This window comes from Streptomyces azureus (genome assembly GCF_001270025.1).
Classification (GTDB): domain Bacteria; phylum Actinomycetota; class Actinomycetes; order Streptomycetales; family Streptomycetaceae; genus Streptomyces; species Streptomyces azureus.
The window spans coordinates 55,721-76,701 of sequence record NZ_DF968357.1 but is presented as its reverse complement, the minus strand read 5'-3'; the positions used below and the strand labels follow the sequence as shown (position 1 = coordinate 76,701).

At 71.9% G+C, this 20,981-nt stretch carries 15 protein-coding genes and 1 pseudogene; 15 read left to right on the top strand and 1 reads right to left on the bottom strand.

The genetic code is table 11. The annotated features are described in order from the left end of the window. The first annotated feature begins 42 nt into the window (after positions 1–42). From AOQ53_RS27980 to AOQ53_RS27950, 7 genes are all read left to right on the top strand, one after another. Positions 43–1,194, top strand: a complete 1,152-nt coding sequence (locus AOQ53_RS27980; protein WP_059421436.1) for a uroporphyrinogen-III synthase — start codon at positions 43–45, stop codon at positions 1,192–1,194. Positions 1,195–1,472: 278 nt separating this feature from the next. Then, positions 1,473–2,066 carry a CGNR zinc finger domain-containing protein gene (locus tag AOQ53_RS27975; protein ID WP_059421431.1) on the top strand — a complete coding sequence of 198 codons (594 nt, stop codon included), beginning with the start codon at positions 1,473–1,475 and terminating at the stop codon, positions 2,064–2,066. Positions 2,067–2,439: 373 nt separating this feature from the next. After that, on the top strand, positions 2,440–2,961 hold the full coding sequence (locus AOQ53_RS27970) for a sigma-70 family RNA polymerase sigma factor (protein ID WP_010039908.1): 522 nt from the start codon (positions 2,440–2,442) through the stop codon (positions 2,959–2,961). Beyond that, positions 2,961–3,788, top strand: a complete 828-nt coding sequence (locus AOQ53_RS27965) for an anti-sigma factor family protein (protein ID WP_330219373.1) — start codon at positions 2,961–2,963, stop codon at positions 3,786–3,788. The genes AOQ53_RS27970 and AOQ53_RS27965 overlap by 1 nt, the downstream gene beginning before the upstream one ends. A 60-nt stretch (positions 3,789–3,848) precedes the next feature. Then, positions 3,849–6,134, top strand: coding sequence for a HelD family protein (locus AOQ53_RS27960; protein ID WP_059421427.1), 2,286 nt, complete (start codon positions 3,849–3,851; stop codon positions 6,132–6,134). 355 nt (positions 6,135–6,489) lie between these two features. Then, entirely contained in the window at positions 6,490–7,920 is a 1,431-nt protein-coding gene (locus AOQ53_RS27955; protein WP_059421425.1) for an NAD-dependent malic enzyme, read from the top strand. A 311-nt stretch (positions 7,921–8,231) separates the two neighbouring features. Further along, positions 8,232–8,513 carry an HU family DNA-binding protein gene (locus AOQ53_RS27950; protein WP_003990598.1) on the top strand — a complete coding sequence of 94 codons (282 nt, stop codon included), beginning with the start codon at positions 8,232–8,234 and terminating at the stop codon, positions 8,511–8,513. Positions 8,514–8,628: 115 nt separating this feature from the next. Here AOQ53_RS27950 and murA read toward each other — a convergent pair whose 3' ends face one another. Then, a complete protein-coding gene (gene murA, locus AOQ53_RS27945) occupies positions 8,629–9,969 on the bottom strand; it encodes a UDP-N-acetylglucosamine 1-carboxyvinyltransferase (RefSeq protein WP_059421424.1) in 1,341 nt (446 codons plus the stop codon). Positions 9,970–10,221: 252 nt separating this feature from the next. Here murA and AOQ53_RS27940 point away from each other — a divergent pair, with 252 nt between their 5' ends. The 8 genes and pseudogenes from AOQ53_RS27940 to AOQ53_RS27905 all read left to right on the top strand — a co-directional run bounded on the left by AOQ53_RS27940 (position 10,222) and on the right by AOQ53_RS27905 (position 20,821). Continuing rightward, positions 10,222–10,794 carry a YqgE/AlgH family protein gene (locus AOQ53_RS27940; protein WP_059421423.1) on the top strand — a complete coding sequence of 191 codons (573 nt, stop codon included), beginning with the start codon at positions 10,222–10,224 and terminating at the stop codon, positions 10,792–10,794. Between the two features lie 29 nt (positions 10,795–10,823). Next, positions 10,824–11,105: a DUF3039 domain-containing protein gene (locus tag AOQ53_RS27935; protein WP_010039914.1), complete on the top strand. Its 282-nt coding sequence runs from the start codon at positions 10,824–10,826 to the stop codon at positions 11,103–11,105. Positions 11,106–11,633: 528 nt separating this feature from the next. Beyond that, positions 11,634–12,457, top strand: a pseudogene (locus AOQ53_RS27930) (carbohydrate ABC transporter permease). 1 nt (position 12,458) lies between these two features. Continuing rightward, on the top strand, positions 12,459–14,084 hold the full coding sequence (locus tag AOQ53_RS27925) for a beta-N-acetylhexosaminidase (RefSeq protein WP_059421422.1): 1,626 nt from the start codon (positions 12,459–12,461) through the stop codon (positions 14,082–14,084). A gap of 260 nt (positions 14,085–14,344) precedes the next feature. Further along, complete coding sequence (locus AOQ53_RS27920; protein ID WP_059421418.1) at positions 14,345–15,238, top strand: FAD binding domain-containing protein; 894 nt, start codon at positions 14,345–14,347, stop codon at positions 15,236–15,238. After that, a complete protein-coding gene (locus AOQ53_RS27915; RefSeq protein WP_059421416.1) occupies positions 15,235–17,976 on the top strand; it encodes a 2Fe-2S iron-sulfur cluster-binding protein in 2,742 nt (913 codons plus the stop codon). The genes AOQ53_RS27920 and AOQ53_RS27915 overlap by 4 nt, the downstream gene beginning before the upstream one ends. After that, positions 17,973–20,282, top strand: coding sequence for a xanthine dehydrogenase family protein molybdopterin-binding subunit (locus AOQ53_RS27910; RefSeq protein WP_059421414.1), 2,310 nt, complete (start codon positions 17,973–17,975; stop codon positions 20,280–20,282). The genes AOQ53_RS27915 and AOQ53_RS27910 overlap by 4 nt, the downstream gene beginning before the upstream one ends. Next, complete coding sequence (locus AOQ53_RS27905; protein ID WP_174523362.1) at positions 20,282–20,821, top strand: AAA family ATPase; 540 nt, start codon at positions 20,282–20,284, stop codon at positions 20,819–20,821. The genes AOQ53_RS27910 and AOQ53_RS27905 overlap by 1 nt, the downstream gene beginning before the upstream one ends. Positions 20,822–20,981 lie beyond the last annotated feature (160 nt).

The following is a 20,981-nucleotide window of genomic DNA, read 5'->3' as shown; positions in this document are numbered from 1 at the left end:
CCGTACCCATAAGTACGACGACTCGAGTGCGGGACGAGAGCCATGTACGAGGAAGAACAGCGACCGGACCACGGGCCCCTGGCGGGTTTCACCGTGGGCGTGACGGCCGCGCGCCGAGCCGACGAGCTGGGCACGCTGCTACAGCGGCGCGGTGCCGCCGTTCTGCACGCCCCTGCCCTGCGGATCGTGCAGCTCGCCGACGACAGCGAGCTGCTGGCCGCGACGAAGGAGCTCATCCGCCAGGTGCCGGACATCGTGGTCGCCACGACCGCGATCGGTTTCCGGGGCTGGGTCGAGGCCGCCGACGGCTGGGGGCTCGGCGACGGTCTGCTGTCCCGGCTCGGCGGCGTACGGATCCTGGCGCGCGGCCCCAAGGTGAAGGGCGCGGTCCGGGCCGCCGGACTGACGGAGGAGTGGTCGCCGTCGTCGGAGTCCATGGCGGAGGTGCTCGACCGGCTGCTGGAGGAGGGCGTCGACGGGCAGCGGATCGCCATCCAGCTGCACGGTGAGCCGCTGCCCGGGTTCGTGGAGGCGCTGCGGGAGGGCGGGGCCGAGGTCGTGGGCGTGCCCGTCTACCGGTGGATGCCGCCGGAGGACATCGCCCCGGTGGACCGCCTCCTGGACGCCACGGTCTCCCGGGGCGTGGACGCACTGACCTTCACCAGCGCCCCGGCCGCGGCCTCCCTGCTCTCCCGGGCGGAGGAGCGCGGGATGCTTCCCGAGGTACTGGAGGCCATGAGCCACGACGTACTGTCGGCCTGCGTCGGCCCGGTCACCGCCCTGCCGCTGCAGTCCCGCGGCATTGACACGATCCAGCCCGAACGCTTCCGGCTCGGCCCCCTCGTCCAGCTCCTCTGCAAGGAACTGCCCGGCCGGGCACGCGCGCTGCCGATCGCCGGGCACCGGGTGGAGATCCGCGGGCACGCCGTCCTGGTGGACGGCGACCTCAAGCCCGTGCCGCCCGCCGGCATGTCCCTCCTGCGCGCCCTCTCCCGCCGCCCCGGCTGGGTGGTCGCCCGCGCGGAACTCCTCCGTGCCCTGCCCGGCTCCGGCCGCGACGAACACGCGGTCGAAACGGCCATGGCCCGCCTCCGCACGGCCCTCGGCACGCCGAAACTGATCCAGACGGTGGTCAAACGGGGCTACCGCCTCGCCCTGGACCCGGCAGCGGACACGAAGTACGCGGACGCGTGACCGCGTTCGTGAAGTACGCGGACGCGTGACAACGTCCGCGAGTTGAGCGAAATACCGCCAGGCTGACGCCCACCGCGCGACCGGGGCCGCTCAACCTGGCGCGCGCCATGGCCGGAACCCGCGCCCGGGCGAAGCCGCCCCTGACGACCGGCCCGTGCGAGGGGTTTCCGGCGTCGCAGTGGGCAGGCACTGTAAGAGGGAACGGTTTCCCAGCCCTCTCACTGGCACCCCACCGAGCCCTTCGCGACCGGGGTGCACCCCTAGGCGGTGACAGGCACATGGCACTGGGTACGGCCACGGCCCCGTACGAGCTGCGGTTCGATGCCGGACGGATCTGCCTCGATCTGCTCTCCACCACGCATCCGGAGGAACGGCTGGACTCCGTGGACGTGCTGCGCGCCTGGATCACCGGCTCCGGGCTCGTCCCGGCGGACACCGCCCTGGCTCACGCCGACGCCACCTGGCCTGCCGCCTTCCGCGAACTGCGCGGCCAGATCGACCGGTTGGTGCGCGGCTGGCCGGGATCCGGAGCCCGGGGGTACGACTTCGCGCTCGCGCGCGTCAACGACCTCGCGCGTACCGCGCCCCCCGCCCCGCGCGCCGTCCGCGGCTCAGAGGGCGAGCTCGTACGGCGGTTGGACGGCCCGCCCGGCTGTCCCGCCCTGCTCGCGGCCGTCGCGCGGGACGCCGTGGAGCTGCTGACCGACCCCGTCGCCCGCGCGGCCCTGCGCCAGTGCGAGGGCGACAACTGCCCGATCGTGTACCTCGACACCTCCCGGGGACGCAGGAGGCGCTGGTGCTCCAGTGAGGTCTGCGGGAACCGCGAACGGGTCGCCCGGCATCGCCGCCGCGCGGCACTCACCCGCGCTTAAGTCCCTTTTGCCCTGCGCGGCAAGGCTGTTGGATGGGCGCTGCATTCAATTTCCCTGTCCTAAATGCGACTTCTGTGGATGCACTGTCGAAGTGATTTCGATTACACGTCGTTTACCTACGCACCCGTAGGGAAGGCCTGGCTTGATCTGGTCGATGTGGCGGAAATGTAAAGAACGCGGGGTGGGAATGTGCTCTCATGTCCCCCTCGTCACGTCACTCCGAAGAAATCTGTCACGTCTCTTTGAACACCCAACGGCTCGCGTCCGTACGGCATGTGGAGCGACCGACTGGGGGAACCCCCGGACACCGGAGGTGGGCGTGCGCAAGGATTCCGTCGTGGCCAATGAACGTGCACCGAGGGCCCGACATCGCATGTCCCAGCCCTCGGAACCCGACGAGGAGCTGATGCGTGCGCTCTACCGCGAACACGCCGGACCCCTGCTTGCGTACGTCCTGCGCCTGGTCGCCGGAGACCGGCAGCGCGCCGAGGACGTCGTGCAGGAGACACTCATCCGTGCCTGGAAGAACGCCGGTCAGCTCAACCGTGCGACCGGATCGGTACGCCCCTGGCTGGTGACGGTCGCCCGGCGCATCGTCATCGACGGCCACCGCAGCCGGCAGGCCCGGCCGCAGGAGGTCGACCCGTCGCCGCTGGAGGTCATCCCCGCGGAGGACGAGATCGACAAGGCGCTGTGGCTGATGACTCTCTCGGACGCACTCGACGACCTGACCCCCGCCCACCGGGAGGTGCTCGTCGAGACGTATTTCAAGGGGCGTACCGTCAATGAGGCGGCCGAGACCCTGGGCATACCCAGCGGAACCGTCCGCTCCAGAGTCTTCTACGCTCTCCGTTCCATGAAGCTGGCACTGGAGGAGCGGGGGGTGACGGCGTGATGAGTGTTTACGGGGGAAACCAGGGATTCGGTACGGGAGGCATGGGTATGTCTGGACCCATGCAGGGATCTCCGGTGCCGAACGAGCACGAGACCGTCGGCGCCTACGCTCTCGGCATCCTCGACGACGCCGAAGCAACCGCTTTCGAAGCCCACCTCGCGACCTGCGAGTGGTGCGCTCAGCAGCTCGACGAGCTGGCCGGCATGGAGCCGATGCTCGCCGCCCTCGCCGACCTGCCCGGCTCCGGCACACCCGCGATCGGCGAGTCGCTGTCCGCGAAGCCCCGGCCGCGCCTGGTGGAGAAGCTGGTCGACGAGGTCGCCGACCGCCGCGCCCAGAAGCGCCGCCGCAGCTTCTACATGGTGGCCGCGGCCGGCGCGCTGATCATCGGCGGCCCGTTCGTCGCGGTCGCGACGAACAGCGGCGGTGACGGCGGCGGCGCGGAGAACCGTCCCCTCGCGGCCAGCCCCGCCAAAGCGGCCTTCGACGGCATCTCCGACAAGATCACGGCCACCGACCCGACCACCAAGGTCACCGCGACGGTCGCCCTCCAGAAGAAGGACTGGGGCACCGGAACTGTCACGGAGCTGAAGAACGTCAAGGGCCCGCTGAAGTGCGCCCTGGTCGCCGTCGGCAAGAACGGCGAGCGGGAGACCCTGTCCTCCTGGTCCGTCCCGGAATGGGGCTACGGCCTCCCGGACGCCACGTCGGAAAAGGCCAAGGAGCCGCTGTACGTCCAGGGCGGCGCCGCCTTCGAGCCGAACGAGATCGACCATTTCGAGGTAGTGACCTTCGACGGCAAGCGGCTGGTCGAGGTCGACGCGTAGCCTTACCGGGTCCCCTTCGCGTACGGTGGACGGCTGCCCAGCACGTCAGAAGGGGGCCCGGTGGCCGCTCAGGCTCCACAGGAAACCGCGCTCGACTCCCTGAGAGACAGAGAGATCGGCGTCGAACAGGAACACCTGGACCGGGTGTACCGCCGCCTCGAGGAGAAGATCCACGAGGCGGAGTTCCTCATGAACGACGCGGCCCGGCGCGGCCAGGTCGGCACGCCCGGCGCGCTCGCCGAGCGGGATGCCCAGGTCTTCCGCGCGGGCATCCACCTCAACAGGCTCAACAACGAGTTCGAGGACTTCCTCTTCGGCCGTATCGACCTGCTGCTCGGCAGGGACGGCAAGAAGGGACCGGACGGCGCGTACACCGCCATCGAGCCCGCCGAGGGCGCGGTCCGCGAGGACAACACCGCCGACATCGCCGAGACCTTGCACATCGGCCGCATCGGCGTCCTCGACCAGGACTACGCCCCGCTGGTCATCGACTGGCGCGCCCCGGCCGCCGCACCCTTCTACCGCTCCACCCCGGTCGACCCCGGCCGGGTCGTCCGCCGCCGGGTCATCCGCTCCAAGGGCCGCAAGGTCCTCGGCGTCGAGGACGACCTGATGCGCCCCGAGCTGAAGGCCTATCTCGACGGGGACGAGCTGCCCGTCATCGGCGACGGCGCCCTGATGGCCGCGCTCGGCCAGGCCCGCAGCCACACCATGCGCGACATCGTCGCCTCGATCCAGGCCGAGCAGGACCTGGTCATCCGCGCCCCCGCCGCCTCCGTGACCTACGTCGAGGGCGGCCCCGGCACCGGCAAGACCGCCGTCGCCCTGCACCGCGCGGCCTACCTCCTCTACCAGGACCGCCGCCGGTACGCGGGCGGCATCCTGATCGTCTCGCCGACCCCGCTGCTCGTCGCCTACACCGAGGGTGTGCTGCCCTCCCTCGGCGAGGAGGGCCAGGTCGCCATCCGCGCCATCGGCTCCCTCGTCGACGGCGCCGGGGCCACGCTCTACGACTCCCCGTCCGTGGCCCGCGCCAAGGGCTCGTCCCGCATGCTCAAGGTGCTGCGCAAGGCCGCGCGCGGAGCCCTGGAGCTGAACGATTCACCGGCCCGGCTGCGCGTGGTCGCCTTCGGCCGCCGCCTGGAACTGGAGGCCGAGCAGCTGGCGGACATCCGCCGCGCCGCCCTCGGTGGCACCGCCCCCGTGAACCTGCTGCGCCCCCGCGCCCGCAAGCTGCTCCTGGACGCCCTGTGGGAGCAGTCCGGCGCGGCGGGCCGCCACACCGACCCGGAGCTCGCCGCCGAGCTGCGCTCCTCCTTCGACGAGGACATCACCTCCGAGGATGCCTTCATCGCATTCCTCGACGCCTGGTGGCCCGAGCTGACCCCGGCGGCCGTCCTGGACGCCATGGCCGACGAGCGGCGCCTCGGCCGCTGGGCCCGGCGGATCCTCAACCCCGGCGAGATCCGCAAGGTCGCCCGCTCCCTCAGGCGCGACGGCCACTCGGCGCACGACATCGCGATGCTCGACGAGCTCCAGGCGATCCTCGGGGCCCCGGCCCGCCCCCGGAAGAGGCGCGAACTCGACCCGCTGGACCAGCTCACCGGCCTGGAGGAGCTGATGCCGGTGCGCGAGGAGTCCCAGCGCGAGCGCGCCGAGCGCCTCGCGCAGGAGCGCACCGAGTACGCGCACGTCATCGTCGACGAGGCCCAGGACGTCACGCCCATGCAGTGGCGCATGATCGGCCGCCGCGGCCGGCACGCCACCTGGACGGTCGTCGGCGACCCGGCCCAGTCCTCCTGGTCCGACCCGGACGAGGCCGCCCAGGCCCGCGACGAGGCCCTCGGCACCCGCCCGCGCCGCCGCTTCGAGCTCACCGTGAACTACCGCAACCCGGCCGAGATCGCCGAGCTCGCCTCGAAGGTGCTGGCCCTCGCCATGCCGGGCTCCGCGTCCCCGAAGGCGGTCCGCTCCACCGGCGTCGAGCCCCGCTTCACCGTCGTGGACGACACGTTGGCCGAAACCGTCCGCGCCGAGGCGGCCCGGCTGCTGGAGCGCGTTGACGGCACGGTCGGTGTGGTCGTCGCCATGCAGCGCCGCGAGGAGGCCCGCCGCTGGCTCGCCGGACTCGGCGACCGGGTCGTGGCACTCGGCAGCCTGGAGGCGAAGGGCCTGGAGTACGACGCGACGGTCGTGGTCTCCCCGGCGGAGATCGCCGACGAGTCCCCGGCCGGCCTGCGTGTGCTCTACGTCGCACTGACCCGGGCCACCCAGCAACTCACGGTCGTCTCGGCCGAGCGGGACGAGCCCGACGCGACGGGAGTACCGGACCTGCTCAGGGACTGATCCCTCCTTTTGGACGGACCGCACCCGGATACCCACTTGTCGGCGAAATGAACTCCCGGTACAGGAATGGCCTTACGGGATCTGTTTGTTAGCCTGGACGTGGCACCGGCTCGATCCAAGCCCCCGGGCCCAACCATCGTCGCTACGAGCGACCACTTGCCGCGAGGCGAGCATGGCGGGTCGGTGCCACCTACTTCATAAGAGACCCACGTCCATACGTGACGTGGGTCTCTTTTTGCTGGCCTGTTCCGCGAACAAAACGTTCGCAATCGAGGGCGGCTACCTGCTACTCAGCGGTAGGTGCGACGATCGGACGGCACAACTCAGCGTCAGGTGAAAGCAGAGGAAGTCGGCCATGGCAACGGCGCCCAGCGTCTCCTACTCGATGACGGTCCGGCTGGAGGTGCCCGCGAGCGGAACCGCCGTCTCGCAGCTCACCACCGCCGTGGAGTCCTCCGGAGGCTCGGTGACCGGCCTCGACGTCACCGCATCCGGTCACGAGAAGCTCCGTATCGACGTCACCATCGCGGCCTCGTCGACCGCGCACGCGGACGAGATCGTCGAGGAACTCCGCGGCATCGAGGGCGTCACGCTGGGCAAGGTCTCGGACCGGACCTTCCTCATGCACCTCGGCGGCAAGATCGAGATGGCGTCGAAGCACCCCATCCGCAACCGTGACGACCTGTCCATGGTCTACACGCCGGGCGTGGCCCGCGTCTGCATGGCGATCGCCGAGAACCCCGAGGACGCCCGCCGTCTCACCATCAAGCGCAACTCCGTTGCGGTCGTGACGGACGGCTCCGCCGTGCTGGGCCTGGGCAACATCGGCCCGAAGGCCGCGCTGCCCGTCATGGAGGGCAAGGCGGCCCTCTTCAAGCGGTTCGCCGGCATCGACGCCTGGCCGATCTGCCTCGACACCCAGGACACCGACGCGATCGTCGAGATCGTCAAGGCGATCGCCCCGGGCTTCGCCGGCATCAACCTGGAGGACATCTCCGCCCCCCGCTGCTTCGAGATCGAGGCCCGGCTGCGCGAGGCCCTCGACATCCCCGTCTTCCACGACGACCAGCACGGCACCGCGATCGTCGTCCTCGCCGCCCTCACTAACGCACTTCGCGTCGCGGGCAAGGCGATAGAGAACATCCGCGTCGTCATGTCCGGCGCCGGCGCCGCCGGTACGGCCATCCTGAAGCTGCTGCTGGCCGCAGGCGTCAAGAACGCCGTCGTCGCCGACATCCACGGCGTCGTGCACGCGGGCCGCGAGGACCTGGTCGACGCCGCCCCGGACTCGGCGCTGCGCTGGATCGCCGACAACACCAACCCCGAGGGCCTGACCGGCACGCTCAAGGAGGCCGTGCGCGGCGCCGACGTCTTCATCGGCGTCTCGGCCCCGAACGTCCTCGACGGCGACGACGTGGCCGCCATGGCCGAGGGTGCCATCGTGTTCGCGCTCGCGAACCCGGACCCCGAGGTCGACCCGGCAATCGCCCGCCAGACCGCGGCCGTTGTGGCCACCGGCCGTTCCGACTTCCCGAACCAGATCAACAACGTGCTGGTCTTCCCGGGTGTCTTCCGCGGTCTGCTGGACGCCCAGTCCCGCACCGTCAACACCGAGATGATGCTGGCCGCCGCGACCGCCCTCGCGGACGTGGTGACCGAGGACGAGCTGAACCCGAACTACATCATCCCGAGCGTCTTCAACGACAAGGTCGCGGGCGCGGTCGCCGGGGCGGTCCGGGAGGCCGCGAAGGCGGCCGGCGCGACGGCGATGACCTCGCAGCCGTAGGGCGGCAGCCCTGTCGACGGCTGTGAGGATTGCCACGACTGGCCTGGCAACGGCGCGTCGGGGAACCCGACCCCTTGGGCCGCCCTCTATCGTGTCGGCCAGGCTCAGGCCCTCTTTTCGTGTGACTCCCAAGGGTGTTCTCACGACTCCTGCGGGTGCCGGATTGGCTTTCCCGCCGCAGGTAGAGGCAGGATGCGTCCCTGGGCGCGAGGGTCTGGCGACGGACCCGGGTCCGGGGACTCACGGAGGACCCTGGCAGCATCGGCTTCGATCCGACGCCTCAACGGCAAGATGAACACGGGAGTAACAACATGAACCGCAGTGAGCTGGTGGCCGCGCTGGCCGACCGCGCCGAGGTGACCCGCAAGGACGCCGACGCCGTGCTGGCCGCGTTCGCCGACGTGGTCGGCGACATCGTCTCCAAGGGGGACGAGAAGGTCACCATCCCCGGCTTCCTGACCTTCGAGCGCACTCACCGTGCCGCTCGCACCGCCCGCAACCCGCAGACCGGCGAGCCCATCCAGATCCCGGCCGGCTACAGCGTGAAGGTGTCCGCGGGCTCCAAGCTCAAGGAAGCGGCCAAGGGTAAGTGACCTGGTCGTCCGTACGTCTCAGGATGACGTACGAGGCACAGTGACACCAAAGGGGCGGCCACCCGATCCGGGTGGCCGCCCCTTTGGGCTTCACTGCGTGTACTGACTGCGTGTGCTACCCGAGCGCCTTGCCCGGCAGCTCGACCTTCGCGCCCAGCTCCACGAGCTTCTCCATGAAGTTCTCGTAGCCACGGTTGATGAGGCCGATGCCGTGGACGCGGGACGTGCCCTGGGCCGCCAGCGCCGCGATGAGGTACGAGAAGCCGCCGCGGAGGTCGGGGATGACCAGATCGGCGCCCTGGAGCTTGGTGGGGCCGGAGACGACGGCCGAGTGGAGGAAGTTGCGCTGGCCGAAGCGGCAGTCGGAGCCGCCCAGGCACTCGCGGTAGAGCTGGATGTGGGCGCCCATCTGGTTCAGGGCGGAGGTGAAGCCGAGGCGGGACTCGTAGACCGTCTCGTGGATGATGGACAGGCCCGTGGCCTGGGTCAGGGCCACCACCAGCGGCTGCTGCCAGTCCGTCTGGAAGCCGGGGTGGACGTCCGTCTCCAGCGCGATGGACTTCAGCTGGCCGCCGGGGTGCCAGAAGCGGATGCCCTCGTCGTCGATCTCGAAGGCCCCGCCCACCTTCCGGTAGGTGTTCAGGAACGTCATCATCGAGCGCTGCTGGGCGCCACGGATGTAGATGTTGCCCTCGGTCGCCAGCGCGGCGGACGCCCAGGACGCGGCCTCCAGGCGGTCGGAGAGGGCGTGGTGGGTGTAGCCGCCGAGTTTGTCGACACCGGTGACGCGGATGGTCCGGTCGGTGTCCATCGCGATGATGGCGCCCATCTTCTGAAGGACGCAGATCAGGTCCTCGATCTCCGGCTCGACAGCCGCGTTCGAGAGCTCGGTGACACCCTCGGCGAGCACCGCCGTCAGCAGCACCTGCTCGGTCGCGCCCACGGACGGGTACGGCAGCCGGATCTTCGTACCCCGCAGCCGCTGCGGCGCCTCCAGGTACTGCCCGTCCGCCCGCTTCTCGATCCGCGCGCCGAACTGCCGCAGCACGTCGAAGTGGAAGTCGATGGGCCGGCCGCCGATGTCGCAGCCGCCGAGGCCCGGGATGAACGCGTGGCCGAGGCGGTGCAGAAGAGGGCCGCAGAACAGGATCGGGATACGGCTCGAACCCGCGTGGGCATCGATGTCAGCGACGTTCGCGCTCTCCACGCGTGTCGGATCCATCACCAGTTCGCCGGGTGCGTCCCCCGGACGGACCGTCACGCCGTGCAGCTGCAACAGACCCCGTACGACCCGTACGTCGCGGATGTCCGGAACATTGCGGAGGCGGCTCGGAGCGCTGCCCAGCAGCGCTGCCACCATGGCCTTCGGTACGAGGTTCTTCGCACCGCGGACACGGATCTCGCCCTCCAGCGGGGTTCCGCCGTGGACAAGCAGGACATCGTCGTTGACGGTCATGAATCTCGCGTTCCGTGGAGTCGGGCAGGGGCCAGGAGGGAAAGGGTAATCGCCCTCCACCCCCCTTCCGTAAGCCTGAATCAGACCCAGCCACGTCATAGCTCTGTCACAACACGAACCGTTCCGTGCCGGGCACGTGGGGTCACGGTCACGTCCGTGCGCGACAAACGCACCAGTGCGCCCTGAGCTGCGTTCCCTCCCGTCCCCGCATTGCCTCCCCACGGAAAGCGAAGATGCGGGATCATGGCTGGCATGACCGAGGTGTCCTCGCTCACAGGGCGGTTGCTCGTGGCCACGCCCGCCCTGGCGGACCCGAACTTCGACCGCGCGGTGGTGCTGCTCCTCGACCACGACGAGGAGGGCTCTCTCGGTGTCGTCCTCAACCGCCCCACCCCGGTGGACGTCAGCGACATCCTGGAGGGTTGGGGGGATCTCGCCGGTGAACCCGGTGTCGTCTTCCAGGGCGGCCCGGTCTCGCTGGACTCGGCCCTCGGGGTCGCCGTCGTCCCCGGCGGCGCGTCCGGGGAGGCCGCACCGCTGGGCTGGCGACGGGTGCACGGCGCGATCGGTCTGGTCGATCTGGAGGCCCCGCCGGAACTGCTGGCCTCCGCCCTCGGCTCCCTGCGGATCTTCGCCGGGTACGCCGGCTGGGGCCCGGGCCAGCTGGAGGACGAGCTGGTGGACGGCGCGTGGTACGTCGTCGAGTCTGAGCCCGGCGACGTCTCCTCGCCGTCCCCGGAGAGGCTCTGGCGGGAGGTTCTGCGCCGCCAGCGCAACGAGCTGGCGATGGTGGCGACCTACCCGGACGACCCTTCGCTCAACTGATGTCTGTGAGCTTCAGTACCCTTGGGCCTATGAGCACTCTCGAGCCCGAGCGCGGGACTGGTACGGGGACCCTCGTAGAGCCGACGCCGCAGACCTCCCACGGTGACGGTGACCACGAGCGCTTCGCCCACTACGTCCAGAAGGACAAGATCATGGCGAGCGCCCTCGACGGCACCCCCGTCGTGGCGCTGTGCGGCAAGGTGTGGGTGCCGGGCCGCGACCCGAAGAAGTACCCGGTGTGTCCCATGTGCAAGGAGATCTACGAGTCCATGGGCTCCGGCGACGACGACAAGGGCAAGGGCGACAAGTAACGCCCGTCCGAGCGGCGTAAGGCCTCCAGGGTGCGTTTTGCGCGCCCTGGGGGCTTTTGTGCTGTCCGGGTGTTGCGCAGGATGCGTCAGCCGGTCAGAGAGTGGCTGAGACCTGGCCGGCCGGACTGGGGCTGACTCGGTGGGGGATGTGGGTGGTTCGGGTGGGGACGGGTCGGCTGGGAGCGATGCGGCTGGGGCTGGCCCGGTTGAGGCCGGCTTGGCGGGGGGCGGTTCGGCCGAGTCGGGCTTGACCGGCGTCGGAACAGCGGCGGGCGATCTGGTGCGGCGCGTGGGCGGTTCCACTGGGTCAGGGCTGACCAGCACCGACTCGGCGATCGCCGACGCAGCTGAGGTTGACCCGGGGCAGGCCGGCCTGGCCCGGGCCGACTCGCCTGGGGCTGTGGGAACGGGAGCGGCTACGGCGGAAACCGGCCTGGCCGGAAGTGGTGCGGTGGGATCCGTCCCGGCCGCGTCCGCTGCCGCGGGAGTCGATCTGGCTGGGACACCCCGAATCCGCTTCGCGTTCGTGTGCGCCGCCCGGGGCGGCTGGCTGCCGAGGCCTCGGCTCTGCTGGTCGCGGTCGTCGTCGCCTTCCCCCTGTACTGAATGGTGCTCAGTGCCTTCAAACCGGCCGGGGTGATCGAGTCGAGCGAGCCCAGGCCGTGGACTCTCGCACCTTCTCCGGACTCCTTCCGACGCGTCTTCGGGCAGCAGGAATTCGGCCGTTACTCCCTCAACAGCCTCCTCGTCGCGGGCTGTGTGGTGATCGCCTCCGCGCTCATCGCGTTTCTCGCCGCGACCGCCGTGACACGATTCCGGTTCCGCCTCCGGAGCACCTTGTTGATCATGTTTCTGGTGGCTCAGATGGTGCCCGTGGAAGCCCTCACGATCCCCCTCTTCTTCCTCATGCGGGACTTCGGTCAGCTGAACACGCTGGGCTCGCTGATCCTGCCCCACGTCGCCTTCTCGCTGCCCTTCGCGATCTGGATGCCGCGGGGGTTCGTGAAAGCCGTTCCGGAGGCGCTGGAGGAGGCTGCCTGCATCGACGGGGCGAGCCGGGCGCGATTCCCGTGGCAGATCCTTTTCCCGCTCGTCCTGCCGGGGCTCGTGGCCGCCAGCGTGTTTCCTTCATCTCCGCCTGGAACGACTTCCTCTTCGCCAAGTCGTTCATCATCAGTGACACTTCCCAGTCGACGCTGCCTATGGCGCTGCTGGTCTTCTGCAAGCCCGACGACCCGGACTGGGGCGGCGTCATGGCCGCCTCCACCGTGATGACGATTCCGGTCCTGGTCTTCTTCGTACTCGTACAGCGGCGCCTGGTCTCCGGACTGGGCGGAGCGGTGAAGGACTGACGTGAGCGAACTGATCCCGAAGCCCCGCAGCGTCCTCGCCGCTACCGGCGAGGTGCGGCTGACGGCGCACTCCCGCCTCTATGCCTGCACCGGGACACAGGACGTCGGCCACTGGCTGCGCACCGTTCTCCGGCAGGCCACCGGCCTGCCGTTGCGCGAGGGGCGGGAACTCGACGACGCCGGCGGCGACGGCATCGGGCTCCAACTCGACCCCGGGCTCGGCCCCGAGGAGTACCGCCTCGTCAGCGACTGGAACGGCGTTCTCGTCGAGGGCGGCAGCGCGGCCGGTGTTTTCTGGGGTGCCCAGACTCTGCGGCAGCTTCTCGGCCCGGACGCGTACCGCAAGGCTCCGCTCGGCCGCGACCGCGCCTGGGCCGTGCCGTACCTCACGATCGAGGACGCGCCCCGATTCCGCTGGCGCGGCCTGATGCTCGACGTCGCCCGGCACTTCATGCCCAAGGAAGGCGTCCTGCGCTATCTCGATCTGCTGGCGGCGCACAAACTCAACGTCTTCCACTTCCATCTGACGGACGACCAGGGCTGGCGCATCCAGATCGAGCGGCATCCACGGCTGACGGAGATCGGCTCCTGGCGCGCGCGGACGAAAACCGGCCACCGGGCCTCGCCGCTGTGGGAGGAGAAGCCGCACGGCGGCTACTACACCCGGGACGACATCCGGGAGATCGTCGCCTACGCCGCCGAGCGGCAAATCACCGTCGTCCCCGAAATCGACGTACCCGGCCACTCGCAGGCCGCCATCGCCGCGTACCCGGAACTCGGCAACACCGACGTCATCGACACCACCGCCCTCTCCGTCTGGGACACCTGGGGAATCAACCCGAACGTACTCGCCCCCACCGACAGCACCCTGCGGTTCTACGAGGGCGTCTTCGAGGAAGTGCTGGAGCTGTTCCCGTCGGAGTTCGTCCACGTCGGCGGCGACGAATGCCCCAAGGACCAGTGGCGGCGGTCCGGGACGGCCCAGGCGCGCATCAGGGAACTCGGCCTCGCGGACGAGGACGAGCTCCAGTCCTGGTTCATCGGGCACTTCGACGCGTGGCTCTCCGCGCGCGGGCGCCGGCTGATCGGCTGGGACGAGATCCTGGAGGGCGGGCTGGCGAAGGGCGCGGCCGTGTCCTCCTGGCGCGGTTACGCCGGGGGCATCGCCGCCGCCCGGGCCGGCCACGACGTCGTCATGTGCCCCGAGCAGCAGGTGTATCTGGACCACCGGCAGGCCACGGGCCCCGACGAGCCGGTACCGATCGGGTGGGTGCGCACCCTGGAGGACGTCTACCGGTTCGAGCCCGTGCCGCCGGAGTTGACACCCGAGGAGGCCCGGCACGTGCTCGGCACCCAGGCCAACGTGTGGACCGAGGTGATGGAGGACCACACGCGTGTGGACTACCAGGTGTTCCCCCGGCTCGCGGCCTTCGCCGAGGTCGCTTGGAGCGCCCTGCCCGCCCCGGCGGAACGGGACTTCGCCGGCTTCGAGCGCCGTATGACCGCCCACTACCGGCGACTCGACGCCCTCGGCGTCGCCTACCGGCCACCCGCCGGCCCGCTGCCCTGGCAGCGGCGCCCCGGGGTGCTGGGCCGCCCGATCGACGGCCCGCCGCCCATCGGGTAGCACCGGACCGTCGCTACCGAACAGCTCGAACAGGCCACGGAAAAAGCGCACAAGGGTCACCGAAAGTGCCAATCGGCACGCACTGGTGAACCAGTGCGAAAACGGATCATCTCCCCAGTGAGGTGGGCGAATGCCTCCTAGCGGACCCGTGTCTTCGGCTCTCGCCAAGATGTGCCAGAGTTGCCACGTCCGCCCTGTCAGCACGTACCGTACGGCAGCACAGGTGGGACCAGGTGGGGCAGCGGGAAGGGGCAGCCGGTTTGACCACGCACGCACCGCAGGCGGCGCAGGCCGTCACGCTGCCGACGACGCTGGACGAGGCCGTCGCGGCACTCACCGCCGTGCCCGCCGCAGTGCCTGTCGCGGGCGGCACCGACCTGATGGCCGCCGTCAACTCCGGACAGCTCAGGCCCGCCGCGCTGGTGGGACTCGGCCGGATCAGCGAGATCCGCGGCTGGCAGTACCTGGACGGTCATGCGCTGCTCGGCGCGGGCCTCACGCACGCGCGCATGGGCCGCCCCGACTTCGCGGCCCTGATCCCGGCGCTCGCAGCCGCCGCGCGCGCCGCGGGCCCGCCGCACATCCGCAACGCGGGCACCCTGGGCGGCAACATCGCCTCGGCCGCCCCCACGGGGGACGCGCTGCCGGTGCTGGCCGCCCTGGAGGCGACACTGATCATCGCGGGCCCGGGCGGAGCCCGCCGGGAGATCCCGGTGTCGCACCTGCTGGCCGGGATGGACATGCTGCGCGCCGGCGAACTCATCGGCTACGTGCGCGTGCCGCTGCTGCACGCCCCGCAGGTCTTCCTGAAGGCCACCGGCCGTACCGGCCCGGGGCGCGCGGTGGCATCCGTGGCCCTGGTCCTGGACCCCGCACGCCGGGGTGTGCGCTGCGCGGTGGGTGCCATAGCGCCGATGCCGCTGCGGCCCCTGGAGGCCGAGCAGTGGGTCGGCCGGCTCATCGACTGGGACAACAACCGCGCGCTCGTGCCGGAGGCCCTCAGCGCCTTCGGGGAGTACGTCGCCGCGGCCTGCATCCCCGACGCGGCCCCGGCCGAGGACGGCTCCGTGCCGCAGCTTCCGCCCGCCGTACTGCACCTGCGGCGCATCGTCGCCGCGCTGGCCCGACGAGCACTGGGGAGGGCGCTGTCGTGACCGACGACCAGCACGGAGAGGGCACGCCCCGGGGCGGGAGCCGCTGGGACCCGCTGCCCCAGGGCGAGTACGACGACGGCGCCACCGCCTTCGTCGAACTCCCCGAGGGGGGCGTCGACGCCCTGCTGGCCGCCGACAGTCCCCTCGCCGCGCCCGGCCACGGCTATGTACCGCCGCAGATAACGGTCGACCCCGCCACGACCGCCGGAACCGACCCGGCGGCCCCGGGCGCGTGGCCGGTCCCCGGCGCGCCCGTCGACGGCGCCCAGTGGCACGACCCGCACGCGGCACACCAGCAGGGCCACGAGCACGGCGGTCACCAGCAGTCGGGGCACGACACGGGGGAGCGGGCGTACGGCACGGAGGCGCCGTACGGATCCGGCACGCCGTACGGCTCCGGCGCGGGGACGGCGCGGCACGGCGGGGACGACCGCTTCACGTACAACCCGGGAGCCACCGGGCAGTGGAACTTCGACGAGCCCACGGCGGCGGAATCCGCGCCCGGCCATGATGTGACCGGGCAGTGGTCCATCCCCGTCGCCGGGGGTGACCTTCCGGACGAGTCGGGCGAGTTCACCACGTCCTCGCTGGTCGAGCAGTGGGGCGGCACCCCACCGCCCACGCTGCCGGGCGGTGCGCCCGCGCCGTGGGCGACACAGGCGGCGGGCCGGCCGTGGGGGCAGCAGGACACGGCGGGGCAGGAGCAGGCGGGCCCGGGCTATCCGCACGGGCACGAGCAGGGCGGCGGGCACGGGCAGCCGCCGGCTGCCGGACCGGCCTCCGGGTACGCACCGGATCCGGCCGCGCAGCGCGCCCACACCCCGGAGCAGCCGCCTGCCGGGCCCATGCCGCAGGAGGCGGACCCGGCGGCTGGTCATGCCCCGGGGGCGACCGACGGCACCGGTCACGTGCCGCAGCAGCCGGAGGGGGCCGGGCAGGCGTCGGAGTCGCCGGGATTCGGTGGTCATGGGCTGGATCCCCAGGGATTCGGTGGCCACGGGCCGGAGATGCCCGGCGCCGGCCACGCACCTCAGCCGCCCGACGGTGCCGACCGTGGGCAGGAGCAGCCGGCTTTCGCCGACCACGGGTCGGAGCCGCACGGCTTCACGGACCACGGTTCGGAGCCGCACGGCTTCACGGACCACGGTTCGGATCCGCACGGCTTCACGGACCACGGCTCGGATCCGCACGGCTTCACGGATCACGGCTCGGATCCGCACGGCGGGCCCGGCCACGGCTCGGAGCCGCACGCTTTCACGAACCACCGTCCGGAGCCGTCTGCCTTCACCGAGCACGGGTCGGACCCGCAGGGCTTCACGGACCGCGGCTCGGATCAGTCCGCCTTCTCGGACCGCGGCTCGGAGCCGCATGACGTATCCGGCCACGGCCCGGAGCCGCACGGCTTCACGGATCACGGCTCGGATCAGTCCGCCTTCTCGGACCGCGGCTCGGAGCCGCATGACGTATCCGGCCACGGCCCGGATCCGCACGCCTTCACGGACCACCACGGCCCGGAGCCCTCCGGCTCGCCCGGCCACGGCCCGGAGCCGGCGGGCGCGCCCGGCCCCGCGCCGGAGCCCTCCGGTGTACCCGGCCACGCGTCGGAGCCGTCGGGTCACGTTGGTGAGCGGACCGAGCACCCCGCTGCCACCGATGACGCACCCGAGCACGCCGAGCTCCCCGGGGCAGCCGCGCACGCCCCCGAACAGTCCGCGTCCCCCCAGCCGTACCCCGAGGTCCCGGGAGAGGCCCCCGGCGAGCCCGCGCCCGAGGCGCACGCGGAAGCCGTTGCGCCCCCGCAGACCGCCCAGGACGCCTCACGGGACGCTCCCGACCCCGGTGAGGCCGCCGAGGGCGCCCCAGAGGACGCAGAGGGCGCTGACGCCCCCGCGGAGCCGTCCCCCGGGCCCCTCCCGGCCGAGGCGGGCCCGGACAACGCCGGGCCGGAGGACGCCGGACCGGACAACGCCGGGCCGGAGGACGCCGAAGGCGAGACCCCGGGCGACCCGGCAGCGCAGGACCACCCCGCCGTCTCGCACGACTCGGCCGACACCCAGGGCGAGGCGTCCCAGGACGCGCCCTCCACGGCGCCGCAGGAGGAGCACCCCCTCGCCTCCTTCGTCCTGCGCGTCAACGGCACCGACCGCCCCGTCACCGACGCGTGGATCGGCGAGTCCCTGCTGTACGTGCTGCGCGAGCGGCTCGGACTCGCGGGGGCCAAGGACGGCTGCTCGCAGGGCGAATGCGGCGCGTGCAACGTCCAGGTCGACGGGCGGCTCGTCGCGTCCTGTCTGGTCCCCGCCGTGACCGCCGCCGGCAGCGAGGTCCGTACCGTCGAGGGCCTGGCCGAGGACGGTCAGCCGTCGGACGTGCAGCGGGCGCTCGCGCGCTGCGGCGCCGTGCAGTGCGGCTTCTGCGTGCCCGGCATGGCGATGACCGTGCACGACCTCCTGGAGGGCAACCCGGCGCCCACCGAGCTGGAGACCCGCCAGGCGCTGTGCGGCAACCTGTGCCGCTGCTCCGGCTACCGGGGCGTGGTGGACGCCGTACAGGAGGTCGTCGCCGAACGCGCGGCACACTCCGCGCCCGCCGACGGCGACACCGGCGAGGCCCGTATCCCGCACCAGGCGGGCCCGGGCGCCGGCGGCGTCAACGCGTCGGCTTTCGGCTCGCCCCCGGAACCCCGCACTCCAGACCCCCATGACCAGCCCTACGGCCAGGACGGAGGCCCCGCGTGAGCAACGAAGCAGCCACCGCGCAGGCCGCGGAGGCCGCCCCCGCCCCCGAGCCGCTGCCGCACGGACTGGGCGCCTCCCTCCCGGCCGCGGACACCCGCGCCAAGACGGAGGGCACCTTCCCGTACGCCGCCGACCTGTGGGCCGAGGGCCTGCTGTGGGCGGCCGTGCTGCGCTCACCGCACCCGCACGCGCGCATCGTCTCCATCGACACCTCCCACGCGCGCGAGATGCCCGGCGTACGCGCCGTCGTCACCCACGAGGACGTCCCCGGCAGCCCGTTGCACGGCCGCGGCAAGGCCGACCGCCCGTTCTTCGCCTCCGAGGTCGTACGCCACCACGGCGAGCCCATCGCCGCCGTCGCCGCCGACCACCCGGACACCGCGCGGATGGCCGCCGCCGCCGTCATCGTCGAGTACGAGGTGCTCGACCCGGTGACCGACCCGGAGCAGGCCTTCGAGGCGGAGCCGCTGCACCCCGACGGCAACCTGATCCGGCACATCCCGCTGCGCCACGGCGACCCGGAGGCGGCCGGCGAGATCGTCGTCGAAGGCCTGTACCGCATCGGCCGCCAGGACCCCGCGCCCATCGGCGCCGAGGCGGGCCTGGCCGTACCGCGCCCGGACGGCGGTGTGGAGCTGTACCTCGCCTCCACCGACCCGCACGCCGACCGCGACACGGCCGCCGCCGCCTTCGGCCTGGAACCCGAGCGGGTCAAGGTCGTCGTCACCGGTGTCCCCGGCGCCACGGCCGACCGCGAGGACCAGGGCTTCCAGCTCCCGCTCGGCCTGCTGGCGCTGCGGACCGGCTGCCCGGTGAAACTCGCGGCCACGCGCGAGGAGTCCTTCCTCGGGCACGCCCACCGGCACCCCACCCTGCTCCGCTACCGCCACCACGCCGACGGCGAGGGCAGACTCGTGAAGGTGGAGGCGCAGATCCTGCTCGACGCGGGTGCCTACGCCGACACCTCCGCCGATGCCCTGGCCGCCGCCGTCGCGTTCGCCTGCGGCCCGTACGTCGTCCCGAACGCCTTCATCGAGGGCTGGGCCGTCCGCACCAACAACCCCCCGTCCGGCCACGTACGCGGCGAAGGCGCCATGCAGGTCTGTGCCGCCTACGAGGCGCAGATGGACAAGATCGCCAAGAAGCTCGGCATCGACCCGGCCGAGGTGCGGCTGCGCAACGCGATGGCGACGGGCGACGTGCTCCCGACCGGCCAGACGGTGACCTGCCCGGCCCCTGTCGCCGAACTGCTCCAGGCGGTACGGGACTTCCCGCTCCCGCCGCTGCCCAAGGACACGCCCGAGGAGGAGTGGCTGCTGCCCGGCGGCCCCGAGGGCGCGGGCGAACCGGGCGCGGTGCGCCGGGGCGTGGGCTACGGCGTGGGCATGGTGCACATGCTCGGCGCGGAGGGCGCGGACGAGGTCTCCACGGCGACCGTGAAGGTCCACGACGGTGTGGCGACGGTGCTGTGCGCGGCCGTCGAGACCGGCCAGGGCTTCACGACCCTGGCCCGGCAGATCGTGCAGGAGACGCTCGGCATAGACGAGGTGCACGTGGCGCCGGTCGACACCGACCAGCCCCCGGCGGGCGCGGGCTGCCGTGGCCGGCACACCTGGGTGTCGGGCGGCGCGGTGGAGCGCGCGGCCAAGATGGTCCGCACGCAGCTCCTCCAGCCGCTCGCCCACAAGTTCGGCATGTCCACGGAGCTGCTCCAGATCACCGACGGCAAGATCACGTCGTATGACGGGGTCCTCTCGACGACCGTCACCGAGGCGCTGGACGGCAAGGAACTGTGGGCCACCGCCCAGTGCCGCCCGCACCCGACCGAGCCGCTGAACGAGGCGGGCCAGGGCGACGCCTTCGTCGGCATGGCCTTCTGCGCGATCCGCGCGGTGGTGGACGTCGACATCGAGCTCGGTTCCGTACGGGTCGTGGAACTGGCCGTCGCCCAGGACGTGGGCCGGATCCTGAACCCCACCCAGCTGGCCGCCCGGATCGAGGCGGGCGTGACCCAGGGCCTGGGCATCGCGCTGACCGAGAACCTGCGCACCCCGCGCGGCCTGATCCGCCACCCGGACCTGACCGGTTACGCCCTTCCGACGGCACTCGACGCGCCCGACATCCGCATCGTCAGGCTGGTCGAGGAGCGGGACGTGGTCGCTCCCTTCGGGGCGAAGGCGGTCAGCGCGGTGCCGGTGGTGACGTCCCCGGCGGCCATCGCGTCCGCCGTGCGGGCTGCCACGGGCCGCCCCGTGAACCGGCTGCCGATCCGCCCGCAGGCCGCGGTGGTCACGGAACGGTCCTGATGCCCGTTCTGGACGGGGTCGTCCTGGTCACCGGGGTGATGGCAGCCGGCAAGTCGACGGTCGCCCAGGCGCTGGCGGAGACCCTGCCGCGCGCCGCGCACGTCCGCGGGGACGTCTTCCGACGCATGATCGTGTCCGGCCGGGAGGAGTACGTCCCCGGCGCGGGGGACGAGGCCGAGGCCCAACTCCGGCTCCGGTACTGCCTGTCGGCGGCGACGGCGGACGCGTACGCCGAGGCCGGGTTCACGGCGGTCGTGCAGGACGTGGTGCTGGGCGAGGACTTGAGGACGTACGCCGGTCTGGTGCGCACCCGCCCGCTGTACGTGGTCGTTCTCGCGCCGCGGCCCGAGGCGGTGGCCGCGCGGGAGGCGGAGCGTTCGAAGACGGGATACGGCGCGGCCTGGACCGTCGGCATGCTGGACGAGGCGCTGCGCACGCGGACGCCGCGCATCGGACTGTGGCTCGACACCTCTGAGCTGACGGTGGAACAGACCGTGGAGGCGATTGTGGCGGAAAGGGAACGCGCGAGGGCGGTCTGAGCGTCTGCTGAGGTGGACGTGCCGTCGCGGGGCGCGTCGCTGTTCCGGGGCGTTGTCAGTGGTGGGGCGTACTGTTCTGGGCAGTGGGGGACGGCTGCCGGGCCTGGCCGGGCGGTCTGCCGTGCTCCGCCAGGGGACGGTGAGCAAGCACATGCGGGGG

What these genes read in the sequence shown, in the direction of transcription:
- AOQ53_RS27980 (WP_059421436.1), top strand. Translation starts at nt 43, where the DNA reads ATGTACGAGGAAGAACAGCGACCGGACCACGGGCCCCTGGCGGGTTTC.
- AOQ53_RS27975 (WP_059421431.1), top strand. Translation starts at nt 1,473, where the DNA reads ATGGCACTGGGTACGGCCACGGCCCCGTACGAGCTGCGGTTCGATGCC.
- AOQ53_RS27970 (WP_010039908.1), top strand. Translation starts at nt 2,440, where the DNA reads ATGTCCCAGCCCTCGGAACCCGACGAGGAGCTGATGCGTGCGCTCTAC.
- AOQ53_RS27965 (WP_330219373.1), top strand. Translation starts at nt 2,961, where the DNA reads ATGAGTGTTTACGGGGGAAACCAGGGATTCGGTACGGGAGGCATGGGT.
- AOQ53_RS27955 (WP_059421425.1), top strand. Translation starts at nt 6,490, where the DNA reads ATGGCAACGGCGCCCAGCGTCTCCTACTCGATGACGGTCCGGCTGGAG.
- AOQ53_RS27950 (WP_003990598.1), top strand. Translation starts at nt 8,232, where the DNA reads ATGAACCGCAGTGAGCTGGTGGCCGCGCTGGCCGACCGCGCCGAGGTG.
- murA (WP_059421424.1), bottom strand. Translation starts at nt 9,969, where the DNA reads ATGACCGTCAACGACGATGTCCTGCTTGTCCACGGCGGAACCCCGCTG.
- AOQ53_RS27940 (WP_059421423.1), top strand. Translation starts at nt 10,222, where the DNA reads ATGACCGAGGTGTCCTCGCTCACAGGGCGGTTGCTCGTGGCCACGCCC.
- AOQ53_RS27935 (WP_010039914.1), top strand. Translation starts at nt 10,824, where the DNA reads ATGAGCACTCTCGAGCCCGAGCGCGGGACTGGTACGGGGACCCTCGTA.
- AOQ53_RS27905 (WP_174523362.1), top strand. Translation starts at nt 20,282, where the DNA reads ATGCCCGTTCTGGACGGGGTCGTCCTGGTCACCGGGGTGATGGCAGCC.